The 26,252-nt window shown below is 63.9% G+C and carries 26 protein-coding genes; 16 read left to right on the top strand and 10 right to left on the bottom strand.

From position 1 onward, the window contains the following. Positions 1-31: 31 nt before the first annotated feature. From AC3CB8_RS03965 to hrcA, 4 genes are all read right to left on the bottom strand, one after another. Positions 32-649, bottom strand: coding sequence for a LysE family translocator (locus tag AC3CB8_RS03965; RefSeq protein ID WP_023771959.1), 618 nt, complete (start codon positions 647-649; stop codon positions 32-34). Between the two features lie 113 nt (positions 650-762). Continuing rightward, entirely contained in the window at positions 763-2,127 is a 1,365-nt protein-coding gene (locus AC3CB8_RS03960; protein ID WP_352563444.1) for a PQQ-dependent sugar dehydrogenase, read from the bottom strand. Between the two features lie 89 nt (positions 2,128-2,216). Continuing rightward, positions 2,217-2,414 carry a hypothetical protein gene (locus AC3CB8_RS03955; RefSeq protein WP_015314792.1) on the bottom strand — a complete coding sequence of 66 codons (198 nt, stop codon included), beginning with the start codon at positions 2,412-2,414 and terminating at the stop codon, positions 2,217-2,219. Between the two features lie 143 nt (positions 2,415-2,557). Continuing rightward, on the bottom strand, positions 2,558-3,640 hold the full coding sequence (hrcA, locus tag AC3CB8_RS03950) for a heat-inducible transcriptional repressor HrcA (protein ID WP_023771957.1): 1,083 nt from the start codon (positions 3,638-3,640) through the stop codon (positions 2,558-2,560). Positions 3,641-3,795: 155 nt separating this feature from the next. Between hrcA and rph the strand changes: the two genes are divergently transcribed. The 9 genes from rph (at position 3,796) to AC3CB8_RS03905 (ending at position 11,797) form a co-directional block, all read left to right on the top strand. Further along, positions 3,796-4,512, top strand: a complete 717-nt coding sequence (gene rph / locus AC3CB8_RS03945; RefSeq protein WP_352594830.1) for a ribonuclease PH — start codon at positions 3,796-3,798, stop codon at positions 4,510-4,512. Between the two features lie 183 nt (positions 4,513-4,695). Next, the gene (locus AC3CB8_RS03940; protein ID WP_023782028.1) at positions 4,696-5,106 is read left to right on the top strand and encodes a VOC family protein; all 411 of its coding nucleotides are present in this window, start codon (positions 4,696-4,698) and stop codon (positions 5,104-5,106) included. Then, on the top strand, positions 5,106-5,783 hold the full coding sequence (rdgB, locus tag AC3CB8_RS03935) for an RdgB/HAM1 family non-canonical purine NTP pyrophosphatase (protein ID WP_023782029.1): 678 nt from the start codon (positions 5,106-5,108) through the stop codon (positions 5,781-5,783). The genes AC3CB8_RS03940 and rdgB overlap by 1 nt, the downstream gene beginning before the upstream one ends. Then, on the top strand, positions 5,780-6,958 hold the full coding sequence (gene hemW, locus AC3CB8_RS03930; protein WP_023782030.1) for a radical SAM family heme chaperone HemW: 1,179 nt from the start codon (positions 5,780-5,782) through the stop codon (positions 6,956-6,958). Before rdgB ends, hemW begins: the two co-directional genes overlap by 4 nt. A gap of 65 nt (positions 6,959-7,023) precedes the next feature. Further along, positions 7,024-7,347, top strand: coding sequence for a low molecular weight protein tyrosine phosphatase family protein (locus AC3CB8_RS03925; RefSeq protein ID WP_023782031.1), 324 nt, complete (start codon positions 7,024-7,026; stop codon positions 7,345-7,347). A gap of 97 nt (positions 7,348-7,444) precedes the next feature. Further along, positions 7,445-8,416: a GlxA family transcriptional regulator gene (locus AC3CB8_RS03920; RefSeq protein ID WP_352726416.1), complete on the top strand. Its 972-nt coding sequence runs from the start codon at positions 7,445-7,447 to the stop codon at positions 8,414-8,416. A 101-nt stretch (positions 8,417-8,517) separates the two neighbouring features. Next, on the top strand, positions 8,518-9,822 hold the full coding sequence (locus AC3CB8_RS03915; protein WP_023771950.1) for a M24 family metallopeptidase: 1,305 nt from the start codon (positions 8,518-8,520) through the stop codon (positions 9,820-9,822). Between the two features lie 325 nt (positions 9,823-10,147). Further along, positions 10,148-10,828 (top strand): isochorismatase family protein, encoded by a 681-nt coding sequence (locus tag AC3CB8_RS03910; protein WP_023782034.1) that lies wholly within the window; start codon positions 10,148-10,150, stop codon positions 10,826-10,828. Between the two features lie 18 nt (positions 10,829-10,846). Then, the gene (locus AC3CB8_RS03905; protein WP_352563447.1) at positions 10,847-11,797 is read left to right on the top strand and encodes an alpha/beta hydrolase; all 951 of its coding nucleotides are present in this window, start codon (positions 10,847-10,849) and stop codon (positions 11,795-11,797) included. A 19-nt stretch (positions 11,798-11,816) separates the two neighbouring features. Here AC3CB8_RS03905 and dnaQ read toward each other — a convergent pair whose 3' ends face one another. The 5 genes from dnaQ to AC3CB8_RS03880 all read right to left on the bottom strand — a co-directional run bounded on the left by dnaQ (position 11,817) and on the right by AC3CB8_RS03880 (position 15,910). Next, the gene (dnaQ, locus tag AC3CB8_RS03900) at positions 11,817-12,545 is read right to left on the bottom strand and encodes a DNA polymerase III subunit epsilon (protein WP_352563448.1); all 729 of its coding nucleotides are present in this window, start codon (positions 12,543-12,545) and stop codon (positions 11,817-11,819) included. Positions 12,546-12,631: 86 nt separating this feature from the next. Continuing rightward, positions 12,632-13,213 carry a dephospho-CoA kinase gene (gene coaE, locus AC3CB8_RS03895; protein ID WP_023771946.1) on the bottom strand — a complete coding sequence of 194 codons (582 nt, stop codon included), beginning with the start codon at positions 13,211-13,213 and terminating at the stop codon, positions 12,632-12,634. Further along, positions 13,210-14,109 (bottom strand): shikimate dehydrogenase, encoded by a 900-nt coding sequence (locus tag AC3CB8_RS03890; protein WP_352563449.1) that lies wholly within the window; start codon positions 14,107-14,109, stop codon positions 13,210-13,212. Before AC3CB8_RS03890 ends, coaE begins: the two co-directional genes overlap by 4 nt. Then, a complete protein-coding gene (locus AC3CB8_RS03885) occupies positions 14,102-14,701 on the bottom strand; it encodes a Maf-like protein (protein WP_023782039.1) in 600 nt (199 codons plus the stop codon). The genes AC3CB8_RS03890 and AC3CB8_RS03885 overlap by 8 nt, the downstream gene beginning before the upstream one ends. A gap of 276 nt (positions 14,702-14,977) precedes the next feature. Continuing rightward, entirely contained in the window at positions 14,978-15,910 is a 933-nt protein-coding gene (locus AC3CB8_RS03880; protein WP_435053015.1) for a pyruvate, water dikinase regulatory protein, read from the bottom strand. A 293-nt stretch (positions 15,911-16,203) separates the two neighbouring features. Between AC3CB8_RS03880 and hemE the strand changes: the two genes are divergently transcribed. The 3 genes from hemE to rho all read left to right on the top strand — a co-directional run bounded on the left by hemE (position 16,204) and on the right by rho (position 19,202). After that, positions 16,204-17,235, top strand: a complete 1,032-nt coding sequence (hemE, locus tag AC3CB8_RS03875; RefSeq protein WP_352594826.1) for a uroporphyrinogen decarboxylase — start codon at positions 16,204-16,206, stop codon at positions 17,233-17,235. Continuing rightward, entirely contained in the window at positions 17,235-17,771 is a 537-nt protein-coding gene (gene hemJ / locus AC3CB8_RS03870; RefSeq protein ID WP_023771941.1) for a protoporphyrinogen oxidase HemJ, read from the top strand. Before hemE ends, hemJ begins: the two co-directional genes overlap by 1 nt. 165 nt (positions 17,772-17,936) lie before the next feature. Further along, complete coding sequence (gene rho / locus AC3CB8_RS03865; protein ID WP_015314810.1) at positions 17,937-19,202, top strand: transcription termination factor Rho; 1,266 nt, start codon at positions 17,937-17,939, stop codon at positions 19,200-19,202. 58 nt (positions 19,203-19,260) lie between these two features. On the opposite strand, the gene AC3CB8_RS03860 is transcribed toward rho, so the two are convergent. Then, complete coding sequence (locus AC3CB8_RS03860) at positions 19,261-21,279, bottom strand: thioredoxin domain-containing protein (RefSeq protein WP_352594823.1); 2,019 nt, start codon at positions 21,277-21,279, stop codon at positions 19,261-19,263. 72 nt (positions 21,280-21,351) lie between these two features. On the opposite strand from AC3CB8_RS03860, the gene mnmE reads away from it, so the two are divergent. The 4 genes from mnmE (at position 21,352) to AC3CB8_RS03840 (ending at position 26,232) form a co-directional block, all read left to right on the top strand. Further along, positions 21,352-22,680, top strand: coding sequence for a tRNA uridine-5-carboxymethylaminomethyl(34) synthesis GTPase MnmE (gene mnmE, locus AC3CB8_RS03855; protein WP_023782042.1), 1,329 nt, complete (start codon positions 21,352-21,354; stop codon positions 22,678-22,680). A gap of 183 nt (positions 22,681-22,863) precedes the next feature. After that, complete coding sequence (gene mnmG / locus AC3CB8_RS03850; RefSeq protein WP_352563452.1) at positions 22,864-24,747, top strand: tRNA uridine-5-carboxymethylaminomethyl(34) synthesis enzyme MnmG; 1,884 nt, start codon at positions 22,864-22,866, stop codon at positions 24,745-24,747. Next, entirely contained in the window at positions 24,744-25,376 is a 633-nt protein-coding gene (gene rsmG / locus AC3CB8_RS03845) for a 16S rRNA (guanine(527)-N(7))-methyltransferase RsmG (RefSeq protein WP_352563453.1), read from the top strand. Before mnmG ends, rsmG begins: the two co-directional genes overlap by 4 nt. Positions 25,377-25,431: 55 nt before the next feature. Beyond that, positions 25,432-26,232, top strand: coding sequence for a ParA family protein (locus tag AC3CB8_RS03840; protein ID WP_031251964.1), 801 nt, complete (start codon positions 25,432-25,434; stop codon positions 26,230-26,232). Positions 26,233-26,252 lie beyond the last annotated feature (20 nt).

The following is a 26,252-nucleotide window of genomic DNA, read 5'->3' as shown; positions in this document are numbered from 1 at the left end:
CCAGGCCGGGGAATGGTTTGGCTGAAACGACCTACTGGCGGGCGGCGATCGCCGCCGCCGCGCCAACCATGAAGGCGCCGGCGGTGCGGTTCAGCACCCTCAGCGCGCGCGGCGACTTCAGGAACCAGCGCGCCTTGGCCGCCAGCACCAGGTAAGGCAGCAGCACGACGAACAGGACGATGACCGTCAGCGCGACGAGAATGCCGTAATCGGCGAGCGTGATCGTCTTCAGGTCGACGATGGTCGGCGTGATGGCGAGGTAGAAGATCATCGTCTTCGGATTGCCGAGCGTCACGGTGAGGCCGGCGACGAAGCTCGACAGCAATCCGCCCTTGCCCTTCCGGGCTTCGACGGTTTCGGGTCTGATGCCGGCGGTCCAGAAGCGCCAGCCGAGAAAAGCCAGGTAGGCGACGCCGGCCCATTTGATGGCCAGGAATACCATGCCGAACTCCTGCGCGACGAAAGCGAGACCCAGCACCACGGCGGTCAGGTAGGTGAGATCGCCAAGCATGAGGCCAAAGGACATGGCCAGCGACGAGCGAAAGCCCGAGCCCAGCGCACGCGCGACCAGCGCGGTGACGCCGGGGCCAGGAATGGCGGCGGCGATACCGAGAGCGGCACTGTAGGCGAGGAATCCGGTGAGGGTCATGGCGTGGCGTCCAAGGGCGGTCGCGGCCTTGTCGCACGGGACGGCCTCCAGGAGAACGCCCTGAGCGCGGGATTCGCTTGCACCAGACGGCATTGGACCGGTTCGCAAGAAGATCAGGAGCGGTCGCCATTGTAAGTCACGCGCCAGATCGTGCCGTTGCCGTCCTCGGAGACGATCAAGGATCCGTCGCTGGCCACCGCAACGCCGACCGGGCGGCCCCACACTTCGCCATTGGAAACGACGAAGCCGGTCATGAAATCCTCGTATTCGCCGGTCGGCTTGCCGTCCTTGAACTTGAGCCGGACCACCTTGTAGCCGGTCCTGCTGCCGCGGTTCCAAGAGCCGTGCAGGGCAACGAAGGCGTCGCCTCGATACGCCTGGGGAAAGCCGGCTTCGGCGGGCAAATCCTTGCCATCGTAGAAGGCGATGTTGAGCGGGGCCGAATGCGCCTGCATCAGCACGTCGGGATTGTCAGCCTTGCCGGCGAGATCGGACCGCTCGCCCTTGTGGCGCGGGTCCTCATTGTCGCCGATATAATACCAGGGCCAGCCATAGAAGGCGCCTTCCCTGACCGATGTCGCGTATTCGGCGGGCACATTGTCGCCGAGCCCGTCACGCTCGTTGACGACACACCATAGCGCGCCGGTCGCCGGCTGGACGGTCATGCCCGAACAGTTGCGCAAGCCGGTGGCGACTGTGCGGCCATTCTTGCCGTCGGGATCGAAGGCCCGGACCTCGGCCCGGCCCGCCTCGGAACCCCAACTGGCGCCGAGCGGCTCAGCCTTGGCCCAGGCGTCGAGCCCGCCCCTGGGCCTCTTGCCCATGTCCTCGGCGACATTCGAGCCGGAGCCGACGGAGAGGTAAAGTGTCTTGCCGTCGGGCGAGAAGGCGATGTCGCGGGTCCAGTGGTGGGTCGAGGGGATGTCACCGACGATGGTTTGCGGCTCGCCCGAGGCCTTCAGGTCGCCATTGCCATAGGCAAAACGCACGATGCTGTCGCTATTGGCGACGTAGACCCATTGCGGGTCCTTGCCCGGGGGATAGAAGGCAATGCCATAGGGCCGGTTGAGACCGCCGGCAAAGATACTTTTCTCAGCGGCTTTCGCGCTGCCCTTCGCCAGGCGATAGACGCGGACCTGGTTGGCCTTGCTGTCGGCAACGAACAGGTCGCCATTGGGTGCGATGCGCACGACGCGCGGATTGTCGATCCCCGAGGCGATCAACTCGGCCGAAAACCCCGGCGGCAGATGCGGCCTTGCATCCGCCGGCATGTCGATTACGCCGGCGCTGTTGGAGGCGGATTCGGTTACATAGGGCTTCGGCAGGTCTTCCGGCTTGATCAGCCGGCGTATGCCGGGCCTGTCCGCCCGCCAGTCGCCGAAGGCGGCCGTACCTTTGAGCAGAGGCTGGTCCGCTTGCTGGGCGAGCGCCGCGGTCGTGATAAACAGTGCGGACATCGCCAGTCCAGCCAGTCGCATCACTTCCTCCAATCAGTCGTGAGGGAAATCAACGATCGGTTTGCCCGTGGGTTCCGTGACGCACAATGACTTGAAGCAACCTCCTGGAATCAGGTCCCGGCAGCGTAAAAATCGTCGTCCAGGCGTTTTTCCAATTCAACGAGATCGGCCGGCAACGGCAGGCCCATGGCGCGCATTTCCCGTAGTTTTTCGCGCAGCTGTTCCTGAATTTCGTGCTGGTCCTCCGGCTGGTTGACCATCTCTTCGAGCAGCAGACTGATCTGGGCCTTGAACGATTCGAGCGCCATTCTTTTTCTCCTTTGCAGCCTGTTTGGATTGGGCCCCGCCAGGAAAGTCATCGTCCTCGGGACAAGCCCGGGGATGGCGACTCTCGAAGTCACTCGCGGTCGAATTCCGGCATGGAAACCAAAGCGATAATTCCTCGGCTCTCTTACCTCAGCATGCGGGAAATCAGCTGCGCCGTATAATCCACCATCGGCACGATGCGGGCATAGTTGAGCCGGGTCGGGCCGATGACGCCGAGCGCACCGACGACGCGGGCGTCCTTGTCGCGATAGGGCGCCACCACCAGCGACGAGCCCGACAGCGAGAACAGCTTGTTCTCCGAGCCGATGAAGATGCGCACGCCCGATCCCTGCTCGGCGAGGTCGAGCAGCTGGATCAGCCCGTCCTGCGTCTCCATGTCCTCGAACAGGTGGCGCAAGAGTTCGATGTCGGCCTGGGCGGTGACGTTTTCCAGCAGATTTGCGCGGCCGCGCACGATGAGCCGCGCCGGCAGGCCGCTTTCGGCGCCGGCCCACACCGCAAGTCCCTTCTCGACGAGGTCCTGCGACAGCGTGTCGAGGGCGGCTCTCGTCTCTTCCTTGATGCGGGCGATCTCGGTGCGCGCCTCGGCCAGCGTGCGGCCGCGAATATGCGCGTTGAGGAAGTTCGAGGCCTCGTGCAGTTGCGAGACGGTGATGCCGGCGGGCAACTCGACGACGCGGTTCTCGACATCGCCATTCTGCGAGACCAGCACGGCAAGCGCCTTGGTCGGCTCCAGCTGGATGAATTCGATATGCTTGAGCGCCACCTCGTTCTTGGCCGCCAGCACCAGGCCGGCGCCGCGCGACATGCCCGACAGCATCTGGCTGGCCTCGGTCAGCATATGCTCCAGCGTCGCGCCCGAGCCGGAGGCCCGCACCTGTGCCTCGATGGTGCGGCGCTCCTCGTCGGAGAGGTCGCCAAGCTCCATGAAGGCGTCGACGAAGAAACGCAGGCCAGCCTGGGTCGGCAGGCGCCCGGCCGAGATGTGCGGCGCATAAATCAGCCCGAGATGCTCGAGGTCGCTCATCACGTTGCGGATGGTGGCGGGCGACAGCGAGGACGGCAGGATGCGCGACAGGCTGCGCGAGCCCACGGGTTCGCCGTCCCGCAGGTAGGAATCGACGATGCGCCGGAAGATGTCGCGCGAGCGCATGTCGAGTGACTGAAGAGCCAACGACTGCGAAACGGGATCGACTGCCTTGGTCATTCGGCCAAAAACCTCTGGTTCAAGGATATAGACTTCGGTGCGCCGCGCGCAACCCGGTGTCTGTGCCGGATCGCTCGGCCATTTTCCTTTGCGCCATGGGCTTGGTGGGGCTACAAGCCGGCCACGATTCAAAAAATGACAAGAAAGCAGGCCGAATGCGCCCCTCCAAACGCCAATTCGACGAAATGCGCGCCATATCCTTCGAGCGCGGCGTCTCCAAGCATGCCGAAGGCTCGTGCCTGGTGAAGTTCGGCGACACGCATGTCCTGTGCACCGCCAGCCTGGAGGAAAAGGTGCCTGGCTGGATGCGCAATTCCGGCAAGGGCTGGGTGACGGCCGAATATGGCATGCTGCCACGCTCGACCGGCGAGCGCATGCGCCGCGAGGCCTCAGCCGGCAAGCAGGGCGGCCGCACGCTGGAAATCCAGCGGCTGATCGGCCGTTCGCTGCGCGCCGTGGTCGACCTGCAGGCGCTGGGCGAACAGCAGATCACCGTCGACTGCGACGTCATCCAGGCCGATGGCGGCACTCGCACCGCTTCGATCACCGGCGGCTGGGTGGCGCTGTATGACTGCCTGCGCTGGATGGAAGCGCGGCAGATGGCCAGCGTTTCGAAAGTGCTGAAGGATCATGTCGCGGCGATTTCCTGCGGCATCCATGACGGCCAGCCGGTCATCGATCTCGATTATATCGAGGATTCCTCGGCCGGCACCGACGCCAATTTCGTCATGACCGGCAAGGGCGGCATCGTCGAGATCCAGGGCACCGCCGAAGGCGAGCCTTTCTCCGAAGAGCAATTCGCGGCCTTGATGGGCCTGGCCAAGAAGGGCATTTCCCGGTTGGTCAGCCTGCAGCAGATTGCGGTGGCCTGAGTTTTCGATGCCGAGCCTGGGCGCCCCCCTCTGGCCTGCCGGCTATCTCCCCCTCAAGGGGGGAGATCGGATGTTCGATCGGCTTTCGACATCTATCAACGGCGCAGGATGTGCGGCGGAGCTGAAACCGCCAATCTCCCCACTTGAGGGGGAGATGCCCGGCAGGGCAGAGGGGGGCGCCTCGTGACACCCTCCGCAATCCTGGAATCGGCCCTCTACGTCACCGACCTCGCTGAAGCAGAAGTCTTCTACACCGACATTCTCGGCCTCACTCCCCTCGGCAAGGTCGACGGCCGCCACCTGTTCTTCCGCTGTGGCGTGGGCGTGCTGCTCGTCTTCAACGCCGAGGCGACCAAAATTCCGCCCGCACCCGATGCAAGGCTGAAAGTGCCACCGCACGGCGCGGTCGGCGAGGGCCATCTGTGCTTTGCCGCGACCGCCGATGAAATTGAGCTTTGGAAAGCCCATCTCATGGCGAAGAAAATCGCCATCGAAAGCGAATTCGAATGGCCGCAAGGTGGCCGTTCGATCTATATACGCGACCCTTCGGGCAATTCGATCGAGTTCGCCGAGCCGAGAATCTGGGACCTTTGATGCATTCGCCAAACCTCCATACGCTTGATGGCAAGAAGATCGTCGTCGCCAGCCACAATGAAGGCAAGCTGCGCGAATTCGCCGAGCTGATGGGGCCGTTCGGCTTCGAGGCGAAATCGGCCAAGGCGTATGGCCTGCCCGAGCCGGACGAAACCGGCACCACCTTCGAGGAAAACGCCTACATCAAGGCCTTTGCCGCCGCAAAGGCGACCGGGCTGCCGGCACTGTCGGACGATTCTGGCCTGTGTGTCGACGCGCTCGACGGCGCGCCCGGCGTCTATACCGCGAACTGGGCCGAGACTCCGGACGGATCGCGCGATTTCGCCATGGCCATGCAGCGCACCGAAGTGGCGATGCAGGAAGTTGGCGCGGCCACGCCCGAACGGCGCACGGGCCGCTTTGTCGCCGTCATCTGCCTCGCCTTTCCCGACGGCGAGGCCGAATATTATCGCGGCGAGGCCGAGGGCACGCTGGTCTGGCCGCCGCGCGGCGAGCTCGGCTTCGGCTACGATCCGGTGTTTTTGCCCAATGGCTTCGACAAGACCTTCGGCGAGATGAGCGCGGAGGAAAAGCACGGCTGGAAACCCGGCCAGGCGACGGCGCTGTCGCACCGCGCCCGCGCCTTCCAGAAATTCGCCCAAGCCCGGCTTGGCTCGGTGAGGCTTGGCTCGGCATGATCGGATCCGGCACCACCATGGCGCTCGACAGCGGTCCCGGCTTCGGCGTCTACGTGCATTGGCCGTTCTGCGCGGCCAAGTGCCCCTATTGCGACTTCAACAGCCATGTCCGCCACCAGCCGGTCGACCAGGAGCGCTTCGCCGCCGCCTTCGAGGCGGAGTTGGCAACGATGCGCCAGCGCACCGGGCCACGCGAAGTGACCAGCATCTTCCTCGGCGGCGGCACGCCGTCGCTGATGAAGCCGGAAACCGTGGCCAGGGTCCTGGACGCCGTGGCCAGGAACTGGACGGTGCCTGACGGCATCGAGGTAACGCTCGAGGCCAACCCGTCCTCGGTCGAGGCGGAGCGGTTTCGCGGATACCGGGCGGCGGGCGTCAACCGCGTCTCGCTCGGCGTGCAGGCGCTGAACGACAAGGATTTGCGTTTTCTCGGCCGGCTGCACAACGTCAGGGAAGCCTTGCACGCCATCGGGCTCGCGCGCGACATCTTTCCGCGTCTGTCCTTCGACCTGATCTATGCGCGTCCCGGGCAGACGCCAGAGGATTGGCAGGCGGAACTCGAACAGGCGATCGGCCATGCCGCCGACCACCTATCGCTGTACCAGCTGACCATCGAGGAAGGCACGCCCTTCCATGCGCTGCACGCGGCGAAGAAATTCGTCGTTCCCGATAACGACCACGCCGCCGATCTCTATGCACTGACGCAGGAGATCACGTCGGCGCACGGCCTCCCGGCCTACGAGATCTCCAACCACGCCAGGCCGGGGGCCGAAAGCCGGCACAATCTGACCTACTGGCGCTACGGCGAATATGTCGGCGTCGGCCCCGGCGCGCATGGCCGCTTCGTCGAGAACGGCCATCGTGTGGTGACCATCGCCGAACGGATGCCGGAAACCTGGGCCAATCTGGTCGAGGCCAAGGGCCATGGCATCACTGGCGGCGAGCTCCTGACGCGCTCCGAAGAGGCGGACGAGTTTCTTTTGATGGGGCTCAGGCTCGCCGAAGGCATCGACCTCTCCCGCTACGAGGCCTTCTCCGGGCGCGGCCTGTCGAGCGCGCGGCTGTCGGTGCTGCAGGGCGAAGGCCTGGTGGCGCCGATCGGCAATTCCCGCCTGCGCGCCACGCCGGCCGGTATGATCGTGCTCGACGCCGTTGTGGCCGATCTGGCGCGGTAGAGCATGATCCCGAAAAAAAGGAACCGGTTTTCGGACGAGATCATGCTCACCAAGAGACAGTAACGTTGAAAAACGTCCTTTTCGTCTGCAGCCAGAACCGCTTGCGCAGCCCGACCGCCGAGCAGGTGTTTTCCACGCGGCGCGACATCGAAGTCGCCTCGGCCGGCACCAATCATGATGCCGACACGCCGCTGACGCACGAACTCGTCGGCTGGGCGGACATCATCTTTGTCATGGAGAAAACCCACCGGACGAAACTGCGGAAGCAATTCAGGGCTGGCCTGAAGGCGGCCAAGGTGATCTGCCTCGATATCCCCGACGACTATGAATTCATGGACCCGGAGCTGATCGCGCTTCTGAAGGCGCGCGTGTCGCGGTATCTGGACTGAGCGCCTGCGTTCGCCCCTTTGCCTTCGGCCGAATCCCGTTGACCCCGAAGCCCATCTGCCCGAATTGTAGTCCCCGATCCTCCCGGCTCCGGACGCCATGGCCACGCGCGAACCACCCAAACCCTCGGACGCCCCGCTCACCTTCGCGGTGCTGGTGTTCCCCGGCTTTCCGATGATGGCGTTCAGCTCGGTCATCGAGCCACTGCGCGCCGCCAACCTACTGGCGAAGCGGCAATGCTACCGCTGGATCATCGTCGGGGCGACCCAGGGTCCGGTCGAGGCCTCGAACGGCGTCGTCATCCAGCGAGGCTTTTACGCCGAGGCAGCGCCCAAGGTCGACCGCATCGTGGTCTGCTCTGGCGGCGACGCCGATCATCTCGTCGCCGAGGACGCCGCGAGCTGGATCCGCCGCAGCCTGCGCGCCGGCGCTCATATCGGCGCGGTCGCGGATGCGGCGTTCTTCCTGGCCCGTGCGGGCCTGCTCGACGGCCATGCCTGCACCTTGCACTGGACCAGCCAGGCCGCCTTCACCGAGGCCTTTCCCAACATCGAGCTGCGGCGCGATCTCTATGTGATCGACCGCAAGCGTTTCACCTCGGCCGGCGGCGTCGGCAGCCTCGACATGATGCTGGAGATCATCACCCGGGATTACGGCGCCGAACTTGCCGCGGGCGTCGCCGAGTGGTTCGTGCACAGCCAGTTGCGCTCCAGCGTCGACCGCAAGCTGATGCCCTTGCGCCTGCGCACCGGCGTGCAAAACGAGCTGGTGCTGTCGGCCATCGCCATCATGGAGGACGCGGTGGAGGAGCGGCTCGGCATGGCCGAGCTGACGGCAAGGCTCGGCGTTTCCTCCGACAAGCTCGAGCGCTCCTTCCGCTCCGAACTCGCCATCTCGCCCAATGGCTATTATCGGCGGCTCAGGCTGAAACGCGCCGCCGACCTCTTGGCGCACTCGACGCTGGCTGTGCGCGACGTGGCGCTGGCCTGCGGTTTTGCCTCTATGTCGAGCTTTGCCCGTGCCTTTCGCGAGGAGCACGGCCATCCGCCGAAGCTGGCGCGGCGGCATTAGCTCAGCGGCATACCGCATAACAAACGCGGTTTTTCGCACAATGTTTTCTCACCTTCTGCGCCATGGTCTCGCCTTGCAATCCAGCCAAGGCCAGGCACCCCATGAGCATCGTCGTATTCGACCCAGACAGCACCGAGGACGTCGACTTCAAGGATCGCATGCGCCACCCGGCCGCGGCCGATCCGGCCGGCGGCATGTGGCTGTCAGACACCGAGCCGTCCTTCATCGATGCCGACGCCTTGCGCAAAGGCCGGCTCAACAAACTGCGCGGCTGGATGCGTGACGCTGGCTATGGCGGCGTCGTGCTGTTCGATCCCTACAACCAGCGCTATGCCACCGGCTCGCGCAACATGTTCGGTTATTTCCTGCGCAACTCGACCCGCTATTTCTTCATTCCGACCGACGGGCCGATCGTGTTGTTCGAATATCCGCAGAGCTACCATGTCTCGATGGTGCTCGACACGATCGACGAGGCGCGTCCTTCCAAGCTGGTCTGGTCTTCGGTCTCCGGCCGCGACGACGAGACCGCCGGGCCCTTCGCCGACGAGATCGCCGAACTGCTGAGAAGGCACGGCGGCGGCTCGATGAAACTCGGGCTCGACCGCTGCAGCCATTTGCAGGCCTTGGCGCTTGAAAAGCGCGGCTGCGAGGTTCGCGATTGCCAGGGCGAAATCCTGGCCGTGCGCGCCGTGAAGACGCCGGAGGAGGTGAAATGCCTGCAGGTGTCGATGGCCGGCGCCGAGGCCGCCGTCTATGCGGTGCGCGAGGCGATCAAGCCCGGCGTCTCCGAAAACGATCTGTTCGCCATCATGTATGGCGAGGTCATCCGCCAGGGTGGCGAATTCATCGAGACCCGGCTGCTGACCTCGGGCCAGCGCACCAATCCGTGGTTCAACGAGGCCAGCGGCCGCAAGATCAGGCCCGGCGAATTGCTGGCGCTCGATACCGACACGATCGGCTGTTACGGCTATTATTCGGATTTTTCCCGCACCTTCCGCTGCGGGCCGGGCAAGCCGACGCCTTATCAGAAGTCGCTCTACCGCATGGCGCACGATCAGGTTCAGCATAATATTTCCATCGTGAAGCCCGGCATGGCGTTCCGCGAGATCGCGGAGAAGGCGTGGAAAATTCCGGACCGCTTCGTCGACCAGCGCTACACCTCGGTCATGCACGGCGTCGGCATGCATGGCGAGACGCCGTTCATCGCGCATGCCATGGATTACGAGACCTATGGCCGCGACGGCCATATCGTGCCAGGCATGGTGGTGAGCGTGGAAAGCTATATTGGCGAGAAGGGCGGCCGCGAAGGCGTCAAGCTGGAGGACGAAATCCTGATCACCGAGACCGGCACCGAGCTCCTGTCGCGCTTTCCCTATGAGGATGAGTTTCTGGAGACGCAGGTTTGATGTGGGTTGGCCACCTCACCGTAAACGGGCGAAACACCCCTCGCTTCGTCATCCCAGGGCGAAGCAAGGAGCGTTGCGACGCGGCGCGGACCCTAGGATCCATGCCGCGACTTCAGCGCGCCGGCAACGGTGCGGATCTGCTCCGCTGCACGCGACGGTCGAGGTCACCGCATGGATCCTCGGGTCTGCGCGTCCGCTTCGCTCCCGCTCCGCCCGTGGATGACGAAGTCGGGGAGGCTTCGGCCGGCCTGCAAGAGTTCCGACAGCCCACGGGACGGACTGGCGTTGGCTTTCGAACCAGGCGCGGTCGCATGAGACCACTCGCATGAAAAGCCCTATCTCCCTCAAGCGCGGCACGGTGGCCGCCGTGTTCATCGACCTGCAGGAAGAGCACCGGCAGGACAAGCGCTACCTTGTCGAGGGCTACGAAAGAATCCTCGCCAACGTGCAGCGCCTGCAGGCGGCGGCGCGGCAAAACCATGTGCCGCTTCATCACTGGGCCTATATCGTCGATCTCGACAGCCAGGACCGGCCCTTTCATCCGGTCGGCGAAGACGGCAAGTCGGCCTTTTCCGACAAGAGCGACCCGCTGACCGAGATCTGCCACGAGGTGGCGCCCGGCAATGGCGAGGCGGTGCTGATCAAGGCCGAGGCCAGCGCCTTCCGCTCCGGTCCGGCTGGCGACCGGCTCAAGGCTTCCGGCATCGAATGGCTTGTCATAGCTGGCGTGTGGACCGAGGCCTGTATCGACGCGTCGGTCAGGGATGCCGTGGCAAGGGGCTTTCGCGTGCTTTTGGTCAAGGATGCCTGCGGCAGCGGCAGCATGGCCATGCACCAGACCGGCATCCTCAACCTAGCCAACCGGCTCTATGGCGGCGCGGTTACCGACACCGGCGGCGCCTGCCGGCTGCTGGCCGGCGAGACGGTAACCGTCTGGCAGGTCGAAGGCTCGGTACCCCTGCGCTTCACTTTTGAAAACGCCGCCCATCTCTATGCCGAGCTTTGACGTGCCCCTCGGACTGAAATGACCAGCCGCGGCAAATACGGACCATGGCTCGACCCGGCGCTCTGGGCCTATATCGAAAGCGTCAACGCCTGGTACCCGCCCGAGATCGTCGGCCTGCCGATCGACAAGCAGCGCGCGGTCTATGCCAGGATGTGCCGGGCCTTCCACCAAGGCCGCCCGCCCGGAGTCATGGCCACGGACAGCCTAGTCGCCGCTTCGAGCCATGATATCCCGGTTCGCCGCTACCGGCACGCCGGCGCCACACCGCGCGCGACAGTGCTCTATTTCCACGGCGGCGGTTTCATCCTCGGCGGGCTCGAAAGCCATGACGACATCTGCGCCGAAATCTGCGCCGGCACCGGCTTCGACGTGCTGTCGGTCGATTACCGGCTGGCACCCGAGCATCTCCACCCGGCCGCCTTCGACGATGCGCTGGTGGCTTTCGAATGGGCGGCAGCGACCAGCGAGTTGCCGCTCTTGCTCTGCGGTGAAAGCGCGGGCGGCAATCTGGCGGCGGCGGTGGCACAGGCCACGCGTCACCATCCGCGCGCCGCGATCGGCCAGGTGCTGATCTATCCCGATCTCGGCGGCAACGAGGCGATCGGCTCCTACGTCGAACACGCCGATGCGCCGTTGCTGTCGACGAGCGACGCCGCCTTCTACCGGGACCTGCGCTCAGCCAGGAAGCAATCGCCCGACGGTCCGACCTTCTCGCCGCTGCGCGACCGCGACTTTTCCGGCCTGCCGCCAACGGTGGTCATCGCGGCCGAATGCGATCCGCTGTCGTCGGACGGTGAAGTCTATCGCGACCTTGTCCTGGAGGCCGGCGGCAAGGCCTGGTGGCATGAGGAGCCCCGCCTCGTGCACAGTTTCCTGCGCGCCCGCACGACCGTGCCGGCCGCGGCGGAGGCTTTTGCGCGCATAATTGCGGCGGTTGCCGCGCTGGGCCGGAGGGAGTGGCCCTACTGAGGCCGCTCCTCGGATGGTTTTACGAGGACAGCGCCTGGGCTGCTTGCTGGGGGGAGGCTTTCAGCCACAGCGCCTTTTCGCCGAGCGTCGCGACCATGGCGGCGTGCGCCGTGCGCTCCGCTTCGGTCAGGCGCGGCACAAGCGGCGCCGGGCGCTCGGCAACGATGATCTCGATATGCCTGACATTGTTGCCGCCCTGGGCCGGCGCGGTGGCGCTGTCGAGGATCAGTGCGGCCTGCTTGCCGCCGATCAGCTCGATATAGACCTCTGCCAGCAATTCGGAATCGAGCAGGGCGCCGTGCTTGGTCCGCTTGGTATTGTCGATGCCGTAGCGCCGGCACAGCGCGTCGAGCGAATTGGGTCCCATCGGGTGCTTGCGGCGCGCCAGAGCCAGCGTATCGACGACAAGCCCGTTATCGACAGGCGGATGACCGAGCCGGCCAAATTCGACATTGAGGAAGCCGATATCGAAGGTGGCGTTGTGGGCGACCAGCTTGGCGCCTTCCGTGAATTTCAGCCATTCCTCGGCGATTTCGGCGAAGCTCGGCATGCCCGCGAGATCGGCCGCGCTGATGCCGTGCACGGACTGCGCCTCGGCATGGATCGCGCGGCCTTGCGGGTTAATATAATGATGGAAGGTCCTGCCGGTCGGAAAGCGATTGACCAGCTCGACGCCGCCAAGCTCGATGACGCGGTCGTCGCGCGAATCGAGGCCGGTGGTTTCCGTATCGAAAATAATCTCGCGCATCGAATCAGGTTGCTCCTGGGAGCAGAATCGTCAGGCCGGAACAAAATGGCAATGGGCAATGCTGACGGCCTGCGTCAGGAGCCGACTTATCCCTTGATTTCGGCAATGACCGAAGCAACCGCCGCACGCGCGGCGTCCAGCCCCTCGCCGGTGTCGATGACGAAATCGGCCAGCCGGCGCTTTTCGGCATCCGGCACCTGCTTGGCCAGAATCGACGCCAGTTTTTCCTCGCTCATGCCAGGCCGCGCCAGCACGCGCCGGCGCTGGACTTCGGCCGGCGCCGTCACCACGACGACCTTGTCGACGCGGCCACGGCCGCCCGTTTCGAACAGCAGCGGGATGTCGAGGACCACGAGCGATTCGCCTGCGTCGAGATGCCTGGCCAGGAAGGCATCGGCATCGGCACGGACCAGCGGGTGGACAATGGCCTCGAGTTTTTTCATGGATGCCGCATCGCCGAGCACACGGGCGCCGAGCTTCGCGCGGTCGACGCTTCCGTGAACCGTGGTGCCTGGAAAGGCGGCCTCGACCAGGGGGGCCGCCTTGCCGGCATAGAGGCGGTGCACCGTCTCGTCGGAATCATGCACCGGCACGCCTGCTTCGGCGAACATCCCGGCCGTGGTCGACTTGCCCATGCCGATCGATCCGGTGAGGCCGAGCACGATCATGGTTTCGGCGCCGGAGATTTGGGCACCAGATCGGCAACGATGAGTGAGCGCAGTTCAGCCGTCACCTTCGGCCTGACGCCGAACCAGCGTTCGAAGCCGGGCACCGCCTGGTTGAGCAGCATGCCGAGCCCGTCGACCGTCTTCAGCCCTCGTGCCCGTGCGGCGGCGAGCAGGGGGGTCTCGAGCGGCACATAGACGATGTCGTTGACCACCGCGTGGTCGGGCAGCAGTCTGGGGTCGGCGGGCTGACCCCTGGGGTCGGCGGGCAGACCCCTGGGATCGGCGGGCAGACCCTCATTGCCCTGCATGCCCAACGCAGTTGTGTTGACCAGCAGGCCGGCGTCGCGCAGCAATTCGCCGGTCGCGGCCAGGGGATGCGCCGACACCCCGCCGCCAAAGCGGTCGCGCAACTCCATTGCCCGGGCGAGCGTGCGATTGACGATGCGGATGTCGCCGACGCCGCGCTCCTTCAGCGCATGGATGACGGCACGGGAGGCGCCGCCGGCACCCAGCACCACGGCCGGGCCGTTGGACGCCCAGCCCGGAGCGTGGTCGTCGAGATTGGCGGCAAAGCCATGGCCGTCGGTGTTGCCGCCCCACAAAGTGCCGTCCTCGAACCACAGCGTGTTGACGGCGCCGATCTCGTCGGCCGCATGGTCGCGGCGCGCGACCCTGGCAAAAGCCGCCTCCTTGTGCGGGATGGTGACGTTGCCGCCGCGATAACCGTTCGCCTGCAGGGTCGCCAGGAATTCGGCGAAGTATTCGGGCGCGACATCGATCGCCCGATAATTGCCTTCAATGCCATGCTTGACCAGCCAGTGACCGTGGATCATCGGCGAGCGCGAATGTTTTATGGGGTGGCCGGTGACGAAGGCCTTTTTCGAGGTTTCAGCCATCGATGGCTCCCAGTGCGCGCAGCTCCGCCAGCAACGGCAGCAGCGGTAGGCCGACAATGGTAAAATGGTCGCCTTCGATTTTTTCGAACAGCTGGATGCCTTCTCCCTCGACCTGATAGGCGCCGACACTCGACAACGCCTTGACGCCGACACGGGCCAGATGCCGGCCGACGAAGGCGGGGTCGAGCTTGCGCATGGTCATCGAGGCGATGCCGACATGGCGCCACAGCACCTTGCCGTCGCGCACCAGCACGGCGGCGCTGTTGAGCTGATGGGTCTTGCCCGACAACGCCAGGAGATGGCGGCGCGCGCCCTCCATGTCGGCCGGCTTGTGGAACACCTCGTCACCGAGCGACAAGGTCTGGTCGCAGCCAAGCACCAGTGCCCCGGGCCTCCGCTCGCTGACGTCGGTGGCCTTTGCTTCGGCGAGCACCAGGGCGACGTCCTCGGGCGAGGCGCCGCTGTCCTGCAAGGGTGCTTCCAGCGCCCGCTCGTCCAGCGTCGCGGGAACCGCCTCGATGTCGACGCCGGCATGGACCAGCATCGCCTTGCGGAACGGGCTGCCTGAAGCGAGGATGATTTTTTCCGTCATTTTTGCACTCGGGCACAGACATAGGCGCGGTTGGAGTGTGAGCTGCTTTACTCGTTAAAGTTAGCGCCGCCCCTCATTGTCCTGCCGGACATTTCTCCCCGCATAGAGACGGGGAGAAAGGGGCAGCTTCAACGTGGGCTCTCTTTTCGGCCACGCTGATGATTGGCGAAACCATCGACGACATGGCCCCTCTCCCCGTCTCTATACGGCGCCGGCAGGCAGGTGAGGGGCGACGCCGACCCTCCGCGGCAAGCCTCGGAAAACCTCTTGGCTGATCTATCGCGTCTTTCCCCGCAGGGCAACGATCGCCGCCGCCGTTTCCTCGATCGAGCGGCGGCTGACGTCGATCATCGGCCAGCCGTGTCGGGTGCAGATCTGGCGGGCATAGGCGAGTTCCTCGTTGATGGCGGCGCGGTCGACATATTCGGTCGGCACATAGGTGCTCGAATTGCCGAGGATGCGGTTCTGGCGCACATGCGAGATGCGCTCGGCGGTGGCGATCAGCCCGACGACCAGCGGCGCCCTGGCGTTGACAAGGCTTTCGGGCACCGGCACGCCGAGCACGATCGGGATGTTGGCGGTCTTGATGCCGCGATTGGCGAGATAGATGCTGGTCGGCGTTTTCGAGGTGCGTGAAATGCCGATCAGCACCACATCGGCGTCATCCATGTTTGCCGGCAGCTGGCCATCATCATGGTCCATGGTGAAGTTGAGCGCATCGATGCGCCGGAAATATTCGGCGTCGAGAACATGCTGGGCGCCGACGCGGCGGCCGGCCGGCGTTCCGAGATAGGACTGGAAGACAGTCAGCACGGGCTCCAGCACGGACACGCAGGGCAGGCCCATGGCCGCGCAGCGTTCGTCGATGCCATGCGCCAGCTTCTGGTCGACCACCGTGTAGAGGATGATACCCGGCTCCTCCTCTATGTCCTCGAAGACCTTGGCTATCTGCTTTTCGGTGCGGATGAGCGGGTAGATGTGTTCGATGGCGCGTGCATCCTTGTATTGCGCTGACGCCGCGCGGCCCGCAGCGAGCAGGGTTTCGCCCGTGGCATCGGAAATCAGATGCAGGTGGAAGAAGCTCTGGGGTTTGTTCACAGGGATCACCTGGGGCTGTGGGCGGATGTGGATAAGATCGGACCGGCAGGCATGCCGGCCGGAGGCGACTGTATCAGATGCCGGTTTGTCCACAATTCGATGCGCTGTCAGCTTCTCCGGGCGGCTGGGGACAAGTCCGTGGACGAGGAGTTTTGCCGTTTGACTGTCCACAGGGCAGGCCTCGAGGGCATCTGACCTAGCGCGTTGACTCCAGTGGCGGATTCCCGATTGTCCCCAGAACCCTGCCAGTCGCGGTAGGGAATGCGCGACAATATGCTTGCTGGCGTTTTGGCGGCCAAAGCGGGACAGGTGACAACCACCACAACCAACAGACTCTTAGAATCAGAAGACTCTTTTAAAATAAGATATTTGATTAAGAGGAAGCCGGGAGAGGCGAGCGCTCGATGCGTGCAAGACGGATCATGCTGGATGTGCTGAAAGGCGAGGCGGTGTTTCCTCCTCCGCTCTGGATGATGCGACAGGCCGGGCGCTATCTGCCGGAATATCGTGAGACGCGAAGACGGGCCGGCTCGTTCCTTGATCTCTGCTACGACCCCGACCTTGCCGTGGAAGTGACGCTGCAGCCGATCGAGCGCTTTGGCTTCGACGCTTCGATCGTGTTTTCGGACATCCTTGTCGTTCCCCATGCGCTTGGTCGCGATGTGCGCTTCGAGGAAGGGCGTGGGCCGTTGCTGACGCCGATTTCGGCGGCCGAGATTCCGGCGCTGGGAAGCGACATGTTTCACGTGAATCTCGAACCGGTCTACGAGACGCTTCGCCGGCTGCGGGTGAAATTGCCCGACGAGACGACGCTGATCGGCTTCTGCGGCGCCCCGTGGACGGTCGCGACCTATATGATCGCCGGCCACGGCACCCCCGACCAGGCGCCGGCGAGGCTGTTCGCCTACCGCGAGCCGGCGGCGTTTAGGCAGTTGCTGAAAGTGCTCGCCGACCATTCGGCGTCCTACCTGATCCGGCAGATCGAGGCCGGCGCGGACGTTGTGCAGATTTTCGATTCCTGGTCGGGCGTGCTCGACGATGCGTCCTTCGAACGCTTCTGCGTCGAGCCGGTGGCCGAGATCGTCAGGCAGGTTCGGGCGGTCCATCCCGACGTGCCGATCATCGGTTTTCCCAAGGGCGCCGGCGCCCGCTATCAGAGCTATCGCGAGAAGACCGGCGCGACGGGGCTGGGCATCGACTGGACGGTGCCGCTGGAGGCCGCGAAGGCGTTGCAGCGGCAAGGCGCCGTCCAGGGCAATCTCGATCCGTTGCGGCTGGTCGCCGGCGGGCAAGCGTTGGCGGATGGCGTCGAAGCGATCCTCCAGGTGCTGGGGAATGGGCCGCTGATCTTCAATCTCGGCCACGGCATCACGCCGGAGACGCCGGTGGCGCATGTCGAGGCGATGGTAAAACAGGTTCGGAGCGCGGCACGCTGATGGCTGACAGAGATAACACCAACAGCGCCGGCCAGGCGATGAAGCGCATGGTCGTTGGCATTGCTGTCCTGATCGTTCTCACCGCGCTTTTGTTTTTCTTCGCGCCGGAAAGCTTCTACCCCTGGGCAAAGGCGATCCATATCCTCGCCGTCATCTCCTGGATGGCTGGGATGCTTTATCTGCCGCGGCTGTTTGTCTATCACGTCGATGCGCCGAAAGGATCCGTGCAGTCGGAGACTTTCAAGGTGATGGAGCGGCGTCTGCTGCGCGGCATCATCAATCCGGCGATGATCCTCACCTGGGTCTTCGGGCTGTGGCTGGCCTGGAAGATCTTTGCGTTCCAGGGCGGCTGGCTGCATGCCAAGATCGGCCTTGTGCTGATTTTGTCCGGTGTTCATGGTTATCTGGCGGCCGCGGTGCGTAAATTCGCCGAGGACCGCAACGAAAAACCAGCAAGACACTGGCGGATCGTCAACGAGATCCCCACATTGCTGATGATCGCAATCGTGATCCTGGTCGTCGTGAAGCCCTTCTGAGGCTTCATCGGACCCGCTCAAAAGGCGGCTTGCTCTTTCAGCCGACCGACGATACAAGACGGGTCTTCCTTCCCGTCATGCGCCGCCCGTCATTGCTTTCGGCCGCGCCCGGCATTTGTCGCATCCCGCCGATCTTTCCCCCAAAGCCTACCCAGAGTCCGTCTAATGCAAGAAATGAAACTCACCGAGTTCAAGAACAAGAAGCCGCCAGAGCTGATCGCTTATGCCGAATCGCTCGAGGTCGAGAACGCCAGCGTCATGCGCAAGCAGGAACTGATGTTCGCTATCCTGAAGAAGCTCGCCGCCCAGGACATCGAGATCATCGGTGACGGCGTGGTCGAGGTGCTGCAGGACGGTTTCGGCTTCCTGCGCTCCGCCAATGCCAACTATCTGCCAGGGCCCGACGACATCTACATTTCGCCGTCGCAGATCCGGCGCTTTTCGCTGAAGACCGGCGATACGGTCGAAGGACCGATCCGCAGCCCGAAGGAGGGCGAGCGCTATTTCGCGCTGCTCAAGGTCAACACGATCAATTTCGACGATCCCGAAAAGATCCGCCACAAGATACACTTCGACAATCTGACGCCGCTCTATCCGACCTCGCGGCTGAAGATGGAGGTCGACAATCCGCCCGGCAAGGACATATCGCCTCGCGTGATCGACCTTGTGGCGCCGATCGGCAAGGGCCAGCGCGCGCTGATCAACGCACAGCCGCGTACCGGCAAGACGGTGCTGTTGCAGAACATCGCGCACTCGATTACCGCCAATCATCCGGAATGCTACCTGATCGTGCTGCTGATCGACGAGCGTCCCGAGGAAGTCACCGACATGCAGCGTTCGGTCAAAGGCGAAGTCATCTCCTCGACCTTCGACGAGCCTGCGGTGCGCCACGTCCAGGTCGCCGAAATGGTCATCGAGAAGGCCAAGCGGCTGGTCGAGCACGGCCGCGATGTAGTGATCCTTCTTGATTCGATCACTCGGCTGGGCCGCGCCTACAACACCGTCGTGCCGTCCTCCGGCAAGGTGCTGACCGGTGGTGTCGACGCCAACGCGCTGCAGCGCCCGAAGCGTTTCTTCGGCGCCGCGCGCAACATCGAGGAAGGCGGCTCGCTGACCATCATCGCCACCGCGCTGATCGACACAGGCAGCCGCATGGATGAAGTCATCTTCGAAGAGTTCAAGGGCACCGGCAACTGTGAAATCCAGCTCGACCGCAAGGTGGCGGACAAGCGTATCTATCCGGCCATAGACATCCTCAAGTCCGGCACCCGCAAGGAAGACCTGCTGGTGTCGCGCCAGGACCTGCAGAAGATCTTCGTGCTGCGCCGCATTCTGGCGCCGATGGGAACCACCGACGCGATCGAGTTCCTGATCGACAAGCTGAAGCAGACCAAGACCAACGGCGATTTCTTCGATTCGATGAACACGTAATCGAGGCGCGGCAGGGCCTTCTCCTCGTCATCCTCGGGTCAAGCCGGGGATGACAGGATCACTTTCGCCGCAACAATCCTTCCAATTCATCGGCATCCGTAACCATCGGCAGGCAGACCTGGCCGGTGCACAGCCAAGCGCCGCGCCGGTTGGTCGGCGGCAGGATTCCGCCGGGCAGCAACGGTCGATTCGCCCCCGTACCGATTGGCACGGCGATATCGACACGGCGCGGATCCGGGTTTCGATTCGCCACCGGAATGAGCTCCAGATCCTCCAGCTCGTCCACGATGACGAGTTTCAACGGCTCGAGGGCAAGCGCACAGGCATTGACGATACCCGCCTGGCCATAGGCCTGCTGCGCGGCGCGGCCGGCGGCATGCTCGGCGGTTTTCCACGCCTTCTCCTGCAAGGCGAGACTGCCAATAATAGAAGCGAGCCGGACCTGGGCCTCGATGATCTGGCTGGTGGCTGAGGGGATGGCCTCGTCGACATCGCCCCTGATGCGGATCGGCACATCGGTGGTGTCCGAGGCGGTCAGATAGTAGCCTTTGCCTTCCGTGTCGGCGTGCCAACGGTCGAGCTGTTCAAGGAACCGGCCGGCCTGGTCGACATAGCTCCAGTCATCAGTGGCTTCGAACAGCGAGATCGCCGCGTTGGTCATGGCGGCATAGTCGCTCGACAGTGCGGGAAACAGCTTCCGGACGCCAAGCATGGAGTGCGGCAAGCGACCGTCGCGGCCGGCTTTGCCGATATGGGCAAAGGCCTTGGCCGCGGCCTCGATCCAATCCGGCCGCGCCAGCGAACGACCCGCCTCGGCGATGGCGGAGATCATCAGGCCGTTCCAGTCGGTAAGGGTCTTTGCGTCCAGGCCCGGCCTGACGCGTTGTTCGCGGACAGCGAGAAGCCTTGCCTTGAGCGGGACAAGCCGTTCCCGGTCGGCAACACCAAGCGCCTGCTGGGAGAGGGTCTGATGGATCACCGGCTTACCTTCCCAACCGGGCGGGCTGGAGAGAGTGAAGTACTTGAAAAACAAGACTGATTCGTCCCCCAGAACGGATTCGATCTCCTCCCTGCTCCAGGTGTAGAACAGACCTTCCTCACCATCGCTGTCGGCATCGAGACTGGCGGCAAAGGCGCCGCCTTCGACGCGCATTTCGCGCAGCAGCCAGCCGACCGTATCCTCGATTCGGAATCGGAACAAATCGTTGCCGGTCGCCGCGAGAGCCCAGTTGCAGAAGCGGATGAGCTGCGCGTTGTCGTAGAGCATTTTCTCGAAATGCGGCACCAGCCATTCGGCGTCCGTCGAGTAGCGGCTGAGCCCGCCGCCAATGTGATCGTGGATGCCGCCGCTGAGCATATGTTCGAGGCTGACGAGGACATCGTCGCGATGTGCGGTATTGCCGTCGCGCAGCCAGGACAGCCACAGCGTCTGCATGAACGGCGCGTTCGGGAATTTCGGCGCGCCGGCGAGGCCGCCGCGATCGCGGTCGATCATGCCACCGACGCGGCCGGCGAGGTCGGACAGCGTATCGCGATCGAGAACCGCCTTGGAATGCGTGGCCGAGAGCCGCGCCTCGACATGCGAGGTCAGGCCGTCGGCGCTCTGGTGCAGGCTTGCCCTTTTTTCGCGCCAGGCCTTGTCGACCGCTTCCATCACCTGGATGAACCCGGGACGGCCATAGCGCGGCTCGCGGGGGAAATAGGTGCCGCCCCAGAACGGCTTGCCCTCGGGGGTCAGGAACATGGTCAGCGGCCAGCCACCTTGCTCGCCCATCGAGGAGAGGGCCGCCATATAGATTTGGTCGATGTCGGGTCGCTCCTCGCGGTCGACCTTGATATTGACGAACAGACGGTTCATGACGGCGGCTACGTCGTCATTCTCGAAGCTTTCATGGGCCATGACATGGCACCAGTGGCAGGCGGCATAGCCGATGGAGAGCAGGATAGGCCTGTCCAGCGCTTTTGCCTCCCCGAGCGACGCCGGTGACCATCCGCGCCAATGCACGGGGTTGCCGCTGTGCTGCTGCAGATAGGGGCTGGCCTCTTCGGCAAGCAGGTTTTGCGCGGGCAATGTCACAATGGCCAACTTTCAGGAGCGATACGGGGCGGTGACGAGGCGAAAGCTAGGGCGGTTCGGTAGAGCGGGCAAATGATTTCAGGCGATTCGATCGTGGCGCTGTCGAGCGGCAGGCTTCCGGCCGGCGTTGCGGTGTTGCGCATATCCGGCCCGAAGACTCGATTCGTAGTCGAAACAATTGCCGGCGGCATGGTTAAGGCGCGGTCCGCGGTCCTGCGCAGGTTCAGGGCTCCAGATGGAACCGTGCTCGATAACGGCTTGGTTCTGTTCTTTCCCGGTCCGGCGAGCTTCACCGGCGAGGATGTCGCCGAGTTCCATGTTCATGGCGGGCGCGCCGTGGTGGCCAAGATGCTGGAAACGATCGCTGGATTCGACGGCGTCAGGCATGCCGAGCCCGGAGAATTCACGCGCCGCGCCTTCTTCAACGGCAAGGTCGATCTGGTCGAGACGGAGGCGCTGGCCGACCTCGTCAATGCGGAGACCGAAGCGCAGCGGCGTTTCGCCATCCATAACGCCGGGGGCGCGCAGAGCGCACTCTATCTCGGCTGGCGGCGGCGGCTGATCCATGCGCGGGCCATGATCGAGGCCGAGATCGACTTCGCCGATGAAGACGATGTACCGGGTTCCGTTTCGGACACGGTTTGGTCTGACGCAAGGTCGATGATATCGGAGATCGACCGCCACATTGCCGGCTTCCATGCCGCCGAGATCATCCGGGACGGCTTCGAAGTCGTCATTCTCGGTGCGCCCAATGCCGGCAAATCCAGCCTGTTCAATGCCTTGGCGCGGCGCGATGCCGCTATTGTAACGGATGAACCCGGCACGACCCGAGATTTGCTGGAGGTGGTTCTGGATCTCCGGGGCCTGCGTGTCCGACTTACCGACACCGCCGGCCTGCGAGAAGCGCCCGGCAAGATCGAGACGATCGGCATCGAGAAGGCAAGAGCGAAGGCGAATCGCGCCGATCTGCTGCTGCTGCTCGAGGATGCCGCGAACCCCAAGGATACCGGTCCGCTATCGATGTCTGCACCAGCATTACGCGTCGGCACCAAGCTCGACTTGCTCGATAAGAGAGCGCCCCACGATTTAGCTCGGCGGTACGAGTTCGGCATATCCGTGGTCGACGGGACGGGCGTGGAGCGATTGCTGCTGGAGATCGGTCGTCGCGCTGCCGAGGCGACCGGCGACTCCGGCGATATCCTGCCGTCGCGGCTGCGCCATGTCGAGTTGCTCGACGCGGCGAACCGGCATCTGCACCGCGCCGCCGATGAGCGCATGGCCCAGGAATTGCGCGCCGAAGAGCTGCGCCTGGCAGCGGAACGCCTGGGACGCATCATGGGCGCGGTGGACGTAGAAGACTTGCTCGACGTGATCTTTTCCCAGTTCTGCATCGGCAAATGACTCAGGTGAAACATGATGCTTCTGCTGATTCACGTGAAACAATTAGGCGGCGATTCACGTGAAACGCAGATAGAGAGGCGGGTTTCGCTGTTTCACGTGAAACGCCGCGCGGAGTTTTCTTGACAGTCCCGCGTCGCGGGGACATGTGTCGCTCATCTTCTTTGAGTTCGGGACCAATATAGAATGACCGATCACTATGATGTGGTTGTGGTGGGCGGCGGCCATGCGGGTTGCGAGGCGGCCAGCGCCGCCGCGCGCGCTGGCGCCAGGACCGCGCTGGTGACGCTGCGTTTCGAGACGATCGGCGTGATGTCGTGCAACCCTGCCATCGGCGGGCTCGGCAAGGGGCATCTTGTGCGCGAGATTGACGCCATGGACGGGCTGATGGGCCGCGTGGCGGACGCCGCCGGCATCCAGTTCCGCCTGCTCAACCGCCGCAAAGGCCCGGCGGTGCGCGGCCCTCGCACGCAGGCCGACAGAAAACTTTATCGCCTTGCCATGCACGAAGCGATTCGGCAGCAGAACGATCTGGAGGTTGTGGAGGGCGAGGTTCTCGATTTCGAGATCTCCGATGGAAAGATCGCCGCGGTTCTCCTGGCCAACGGGCGGCGGCTTGTCTGCGGCGCCGTGGTGCTGACGACGGGAACCTTCCTGCGAGGACTCATTCATATCGGTGAAAAGAAGATTGTCGCTGGCCGCATGAACGAGAAGGCCAGCATGGGCCTGTCGGATACAATGCACCGCGCCGGCTTCAAGCTCGGGCGACTGAAGACCGGCACGCCGCCGCGACTGGACGGACGAACCATCGACTGGGTGTCGCTGGGAAGCCAGGCGGCGGACGAGAATCCCGTGCCGTTCTCACTGATGACCGACCGTATCGTGACGCCGCAGATCGATTGCGGCATCACCCGCACCACGCCAGCCACGCATGATTTGATCCGCGCCAATCTTGGCCGGTCGGCCATGTATTCGGGCTCGATCGAAGGGGTTGGGCCGCGTTATTGCCCGTCGATCGAGGATAAGATCGTCAAGTTCGGCGACCGGGACGGACATCAGATCTTTTTGGAGCCGGAAGGGCTCGACGACCACACCGTCTATCCCAACGGTATTTCGACCTCGCTGCCGGAAGACGTTCAGCTGGACATACTGAAGACCATTCCTGGTTTGGAGCATGCGGTCATGCTGCAGCCTGGCTATGCCATCGAATATGATCATGTCGATCCGCGCGAACTGAATCCCACACTTGAGACCCTGCGCGTTGCCGGACTTTTTCTCGCCGGGCAGATCAACGGCACGACGGGCTACGAAGAGGCCGCCGGGCAGGGCCTGCTCGCCGGCCTCAATGCAGCGCGGCGGGCGGCGGGCGGCGCCCCGATCGTGCTCAGCCGTACCGAGGCCTATATCGGCGTGATGGTCGACGATTTGACCAGTCGCGGCATCAGCGAACCCTATCGGATGTTCACTTCGCGGGCCGAGTTTCGACTCTCGCTGCGCGCCGACAACGCCGATGAGCGGCTGACGCCGCTGGCGCAGACGCTGGGAATCGCCTCGGCGCGGCGGATGCAGCGCTATGACGATGTCATGCAGCGGCTGGATGAAGCGCGCCGGATGGCGCTTTCGCTGACCATGACGCCGAACGAGGCGGCACGGCACGGTTTGGAGATCAATCACGATGGCGTGCGCCGGTCCGGCTTTGAATTGCTGGCATATCCCGGTGTCGATGTGGCTTGGCTCGCTGGGGTCGACCCGAAATTTCACGACGTCGATGCCAAGACTGCGGAACGTCTTGAAACGGAAGCGAAATATTCGGTTTATCTCGATCGCCAGAGCACGGATGTCGCGCAGATCCGACGTGAAGAGGCCCGGCTGATCCCGGACACCGTCGACTTTGCCGGAGTGCCTGGTCTGTCCAATGAGCTGAAGCAGAAGATGCAGGCGCGGCGGCCGCGCTCCGTCGCGGAGGCGCAGCGCATGGACGGCATGACACCGGCGGCGTTGGCAATCATCATCGCGCATGTTCGGCATTGGGAATCGGTGGAGAATGCCGAGCAGAGGGATGTTGCGTGAGTTCTTTCTCCCGTGAGAGCCTGCAGGAGGCCGCCGGCCCGGTTTCACGTGAAACATTCGATCGCCTGGTGGCGTTTGAAGCGATGTTCCAGAAATGGAACCGCAGCATCAATCTCGTGGCGCAGTCGACCTCGGGCGATGTCTGGCAGCGCCACATCCTGGACAGCGCGCAACTTGCTGGGATAGAGGCCGAAGCCACGCACTGGGCTGACATCGGTTCTGGTGGCGGATTTCCCGGGCTTGTCATGGCCTTTTTGCTCGGCGACCGCCCGGGCGCCAGCATCGATCTGGTCGAAAGCAACCGCAAGAAAGCTTCGTTCCTGCAGACGGTCGTCGGCCAGTTCGGCTTGCCGGCACGGGTCGTGGCGCGACGAGTCGAGGATAGCCATGTGCTTGTTTCGAAGCCGGAAATCGTCACGGCACGGGCGCTGGCACCGCTTTCGGTGCTGCTGGACCTGTCGGCGCCATGGCTGACCTCGGGCGCGCGGGCGTTGTTCCACAAAGGCCGGGATTACCGCGCCGAAGTGCAAGAAAGCGTTAACCGGTGGACCTTCGATCTGGTAGAACATCCAAGCGTGACCGACGCCAGCGGCGTCATTCTCGAATTGTCCAATGTACGGCCTGTCTGAACCGAGACCGGTCCGATTGTTTGGCGACCCAAAGATGAATTTCTGGCATAGATCCATGATGAAGAACGGCCCTCGAATCATCACCGTAGCCAACCAGAAAGGCGGTGTCGGCAAGACCACCACCGCCATCAACCTGGCCACTGCGCTGGCGGCGATCGGTGAGAAAGTGCTGATCGTAGACCTCGACCCGCAAGGCAATGCCAGCACCGGCCTCGGCATCGACCGCAAGGACCGGACGGTTTCGTCCTATGACGTGCTGACGGGCGAACTGGACCTGGAGGCCGCCGCCATTCCGACCGCGGTGCCCGGCCTTTCCATCGTGCCTTCGACGCTGGACCTGCTCGGCATCGAGATGGAGATCGCCTCGGCGCCGGACCGGGTGCTCAAGCTGCGCAATGCGCTGCGTGCCGCGACCGAGCGCGGGGCGCCCTTCGGCTATGTGCTGATCGATTGTCCGCCCTCGCTCAATCTTTTGACTTTGAATTCAATGGCGGCAGCCGACTCTGTTCTCGTGCCGCTGCAATGCGAGTTCTTCGCGCTGGAGGGTCTCAGCCAGTTGCTCGAAACCGTCGAGCAGGTTCGCCGCTCGATCAATCCCGATCTTACTATCCAGGGCATTGTGCTGACCATGTATGATGGTCGCAACAATCTCGCCAACCAGGTGGTGCAGGACGTGCGCGAGCATATGGGCGACAAAGTCTATGAGACGATCATTCCGCGCAATGTGCGGGTGTCGGAAGCCCCCTCCTATGGCAAGCCGGCAATTCTCTATGACCTGAAATGCTCGGGCAGCCAGGCCTATCTGCAATTGGCCTCCGAAGTGATCCGCCGCGAGCGCAAATTGCGCGCCGCTTGACCAGATCCAGTGCATACTAA

The organism is Mesorhizobium sp. P160927 (assembly GCF_057766385.1).
The sequence above is the reverse complement of the archived record's forward strand: the minus strand, read 5'-3'. Positions and strand labels throughout refer to the sequence as shown.

Excerpts from the sequence above, each read along its gene's own strand:
- AC3CB8_RS03840 (WP_031251964.1), top strand. The coding sequence starts at position 25,432 with ATGATGAAGAACGGCCCTCGAATCATCACCGTAGCCAACCAGAAAGGC.
- AC3CB8_RS03960 (WP_352563444.1), bottom strand. The coding sequence starts at position 2,127 with ATGCGACTGGCTGGACTGGCGATGTCCGCACTGTTTATCACGACCGCG.
- AC3CB8_RS03915 (WP_023771950.1), top strand. The coding sequence starts at position 8,518 with ATGAGCATCGTCGTATTCGACCCAGACAGCACCGAGGACGTCGACTTC.
- mnmG (WP_352563452.1), top strand. The coding sequence starts at position 22,864 with ATGACCGATCACTATGATGTGGTTGTGGTGGGCGGCGGCCATGCGGGT.
- hemW (WP_023782030.1), top strand. The coding sequence starts at position 5,780 with ATGATCGGATCCGGCACCACCATGGCGCTCGACAGCGGTCCCGGCTTC.
- coaE (WP_023771946.1), bottom strand. The coding sequence starts at position 13,213 with ATGATCGTGCTCGGCCTCACCGGATCGATCGGCATGGGCAAGTCGACC.
- AC3CB8_RS03885 (WP_023782039.1), bottom strand. The coding sequence starts at position 14,701 with ATGACGGAAAAAATCATCCTCGCTTCAGGCAGCCCGTTCCGCAAGGCG.
- AC3CB8_RS03920 (WP_352726416.1), top strand. The coding sequence starts at position 7,445 with ATGGCCACGCGCGAACCACCCAAACCCTCGGACGCCCCGCTCACCTTC.
- rdgB (WP_023782029.1), top strand. The coding sequence starts at position 5,106 with ATGCATTCGCCAAACCTCCATACGCTTGATGGCAAGAAGATCGTCGTC.
- AC3CB8_RS03910 (WP_023782034.1), top strand. The coding sequence starts at position 10,148 with ATGAAAAGCCCTATCTCCCTCAAGCGCGGCACGGTGGCCGCCGTGTTC.
- AC3CB8_RS03955 (WP_015314792.1), bottom strand. The coding sequence starts at position 2,414 with ATGGCGCTCGAATCGTTCAAGGCCCAGATCAGTCTGCTGCTCGAAGAG.
- rho (WP_015314810.1), top strand. The coding sequence starts at position 17,937 with ATGCAAGAAATGAAACTCACCGAGTTCAAGAACAAGAAGCCGCCAGAG.
- AC3CB8_RS03905 (WP_352563447.1), top strand. The coding sequence starts at position 10,847 with ATGACCAGCCGCGGCAAATACGGACCATGGCTCGACCCGGCGCTCTGG.
- rph (WP_352594830.1), top strand. The coding sequence starts at position 3,796 with ATGCGCCCCTCCAAACGCCAATTCGACGAAATGCGCGCCATATCCTTC.
- hemE (WP_352594826.1), top strand. The coding sequence starts at position 16,204 with ATGCGTGCAAGACGGATCATGCTGGATGTGCTGAAAGGCGAGGCGGTG.
- dnaQ (WP_352563448.1), bottom strand. The coding sequence starts at position 12,545 with ATGCGCGAGATTATTTTCGATACGGAAACCACCGGCCTCGATTCGCGC.
- hrcA (WP_023771957.1), bottom strand. The coding sequence starts at position 3,640 with ATGACCAAGGCAGTCGATCCCGTTTCGCAGTCGTTGGCTCTTCAGTCA.
- mnmE (WP_023782042.1), top strand. The coding sequence starts at position 21,352 with ATGATTTCAGGCGATTCGATCGTGGCGCTGTCGAGCGGCAGGCTTCCG.
- AC3CB8_RS03965 (WP_023771959.1), bottom strand. The coding sequence starts at position 649 with ATGACCCTCACCGGATTCCTCGCCTACAGTGCCGCTCTCGGTATCGCC.
- AC3CB8_RS03890 (WP_352563449.1), bottom strand. The coding sequence starts at position 14,109 with ATGGCTGAAACCTCGAAAAAGGCCTTCGTCACCGGCCACCCCATAAAA.
- hemJ (WP_023771941.1), top strand. The coding sequence starts at position 17,235 with ATGGCTGACAGAGATAACACCAACAGCGCCGGCCAGGCGATGAAGCGC.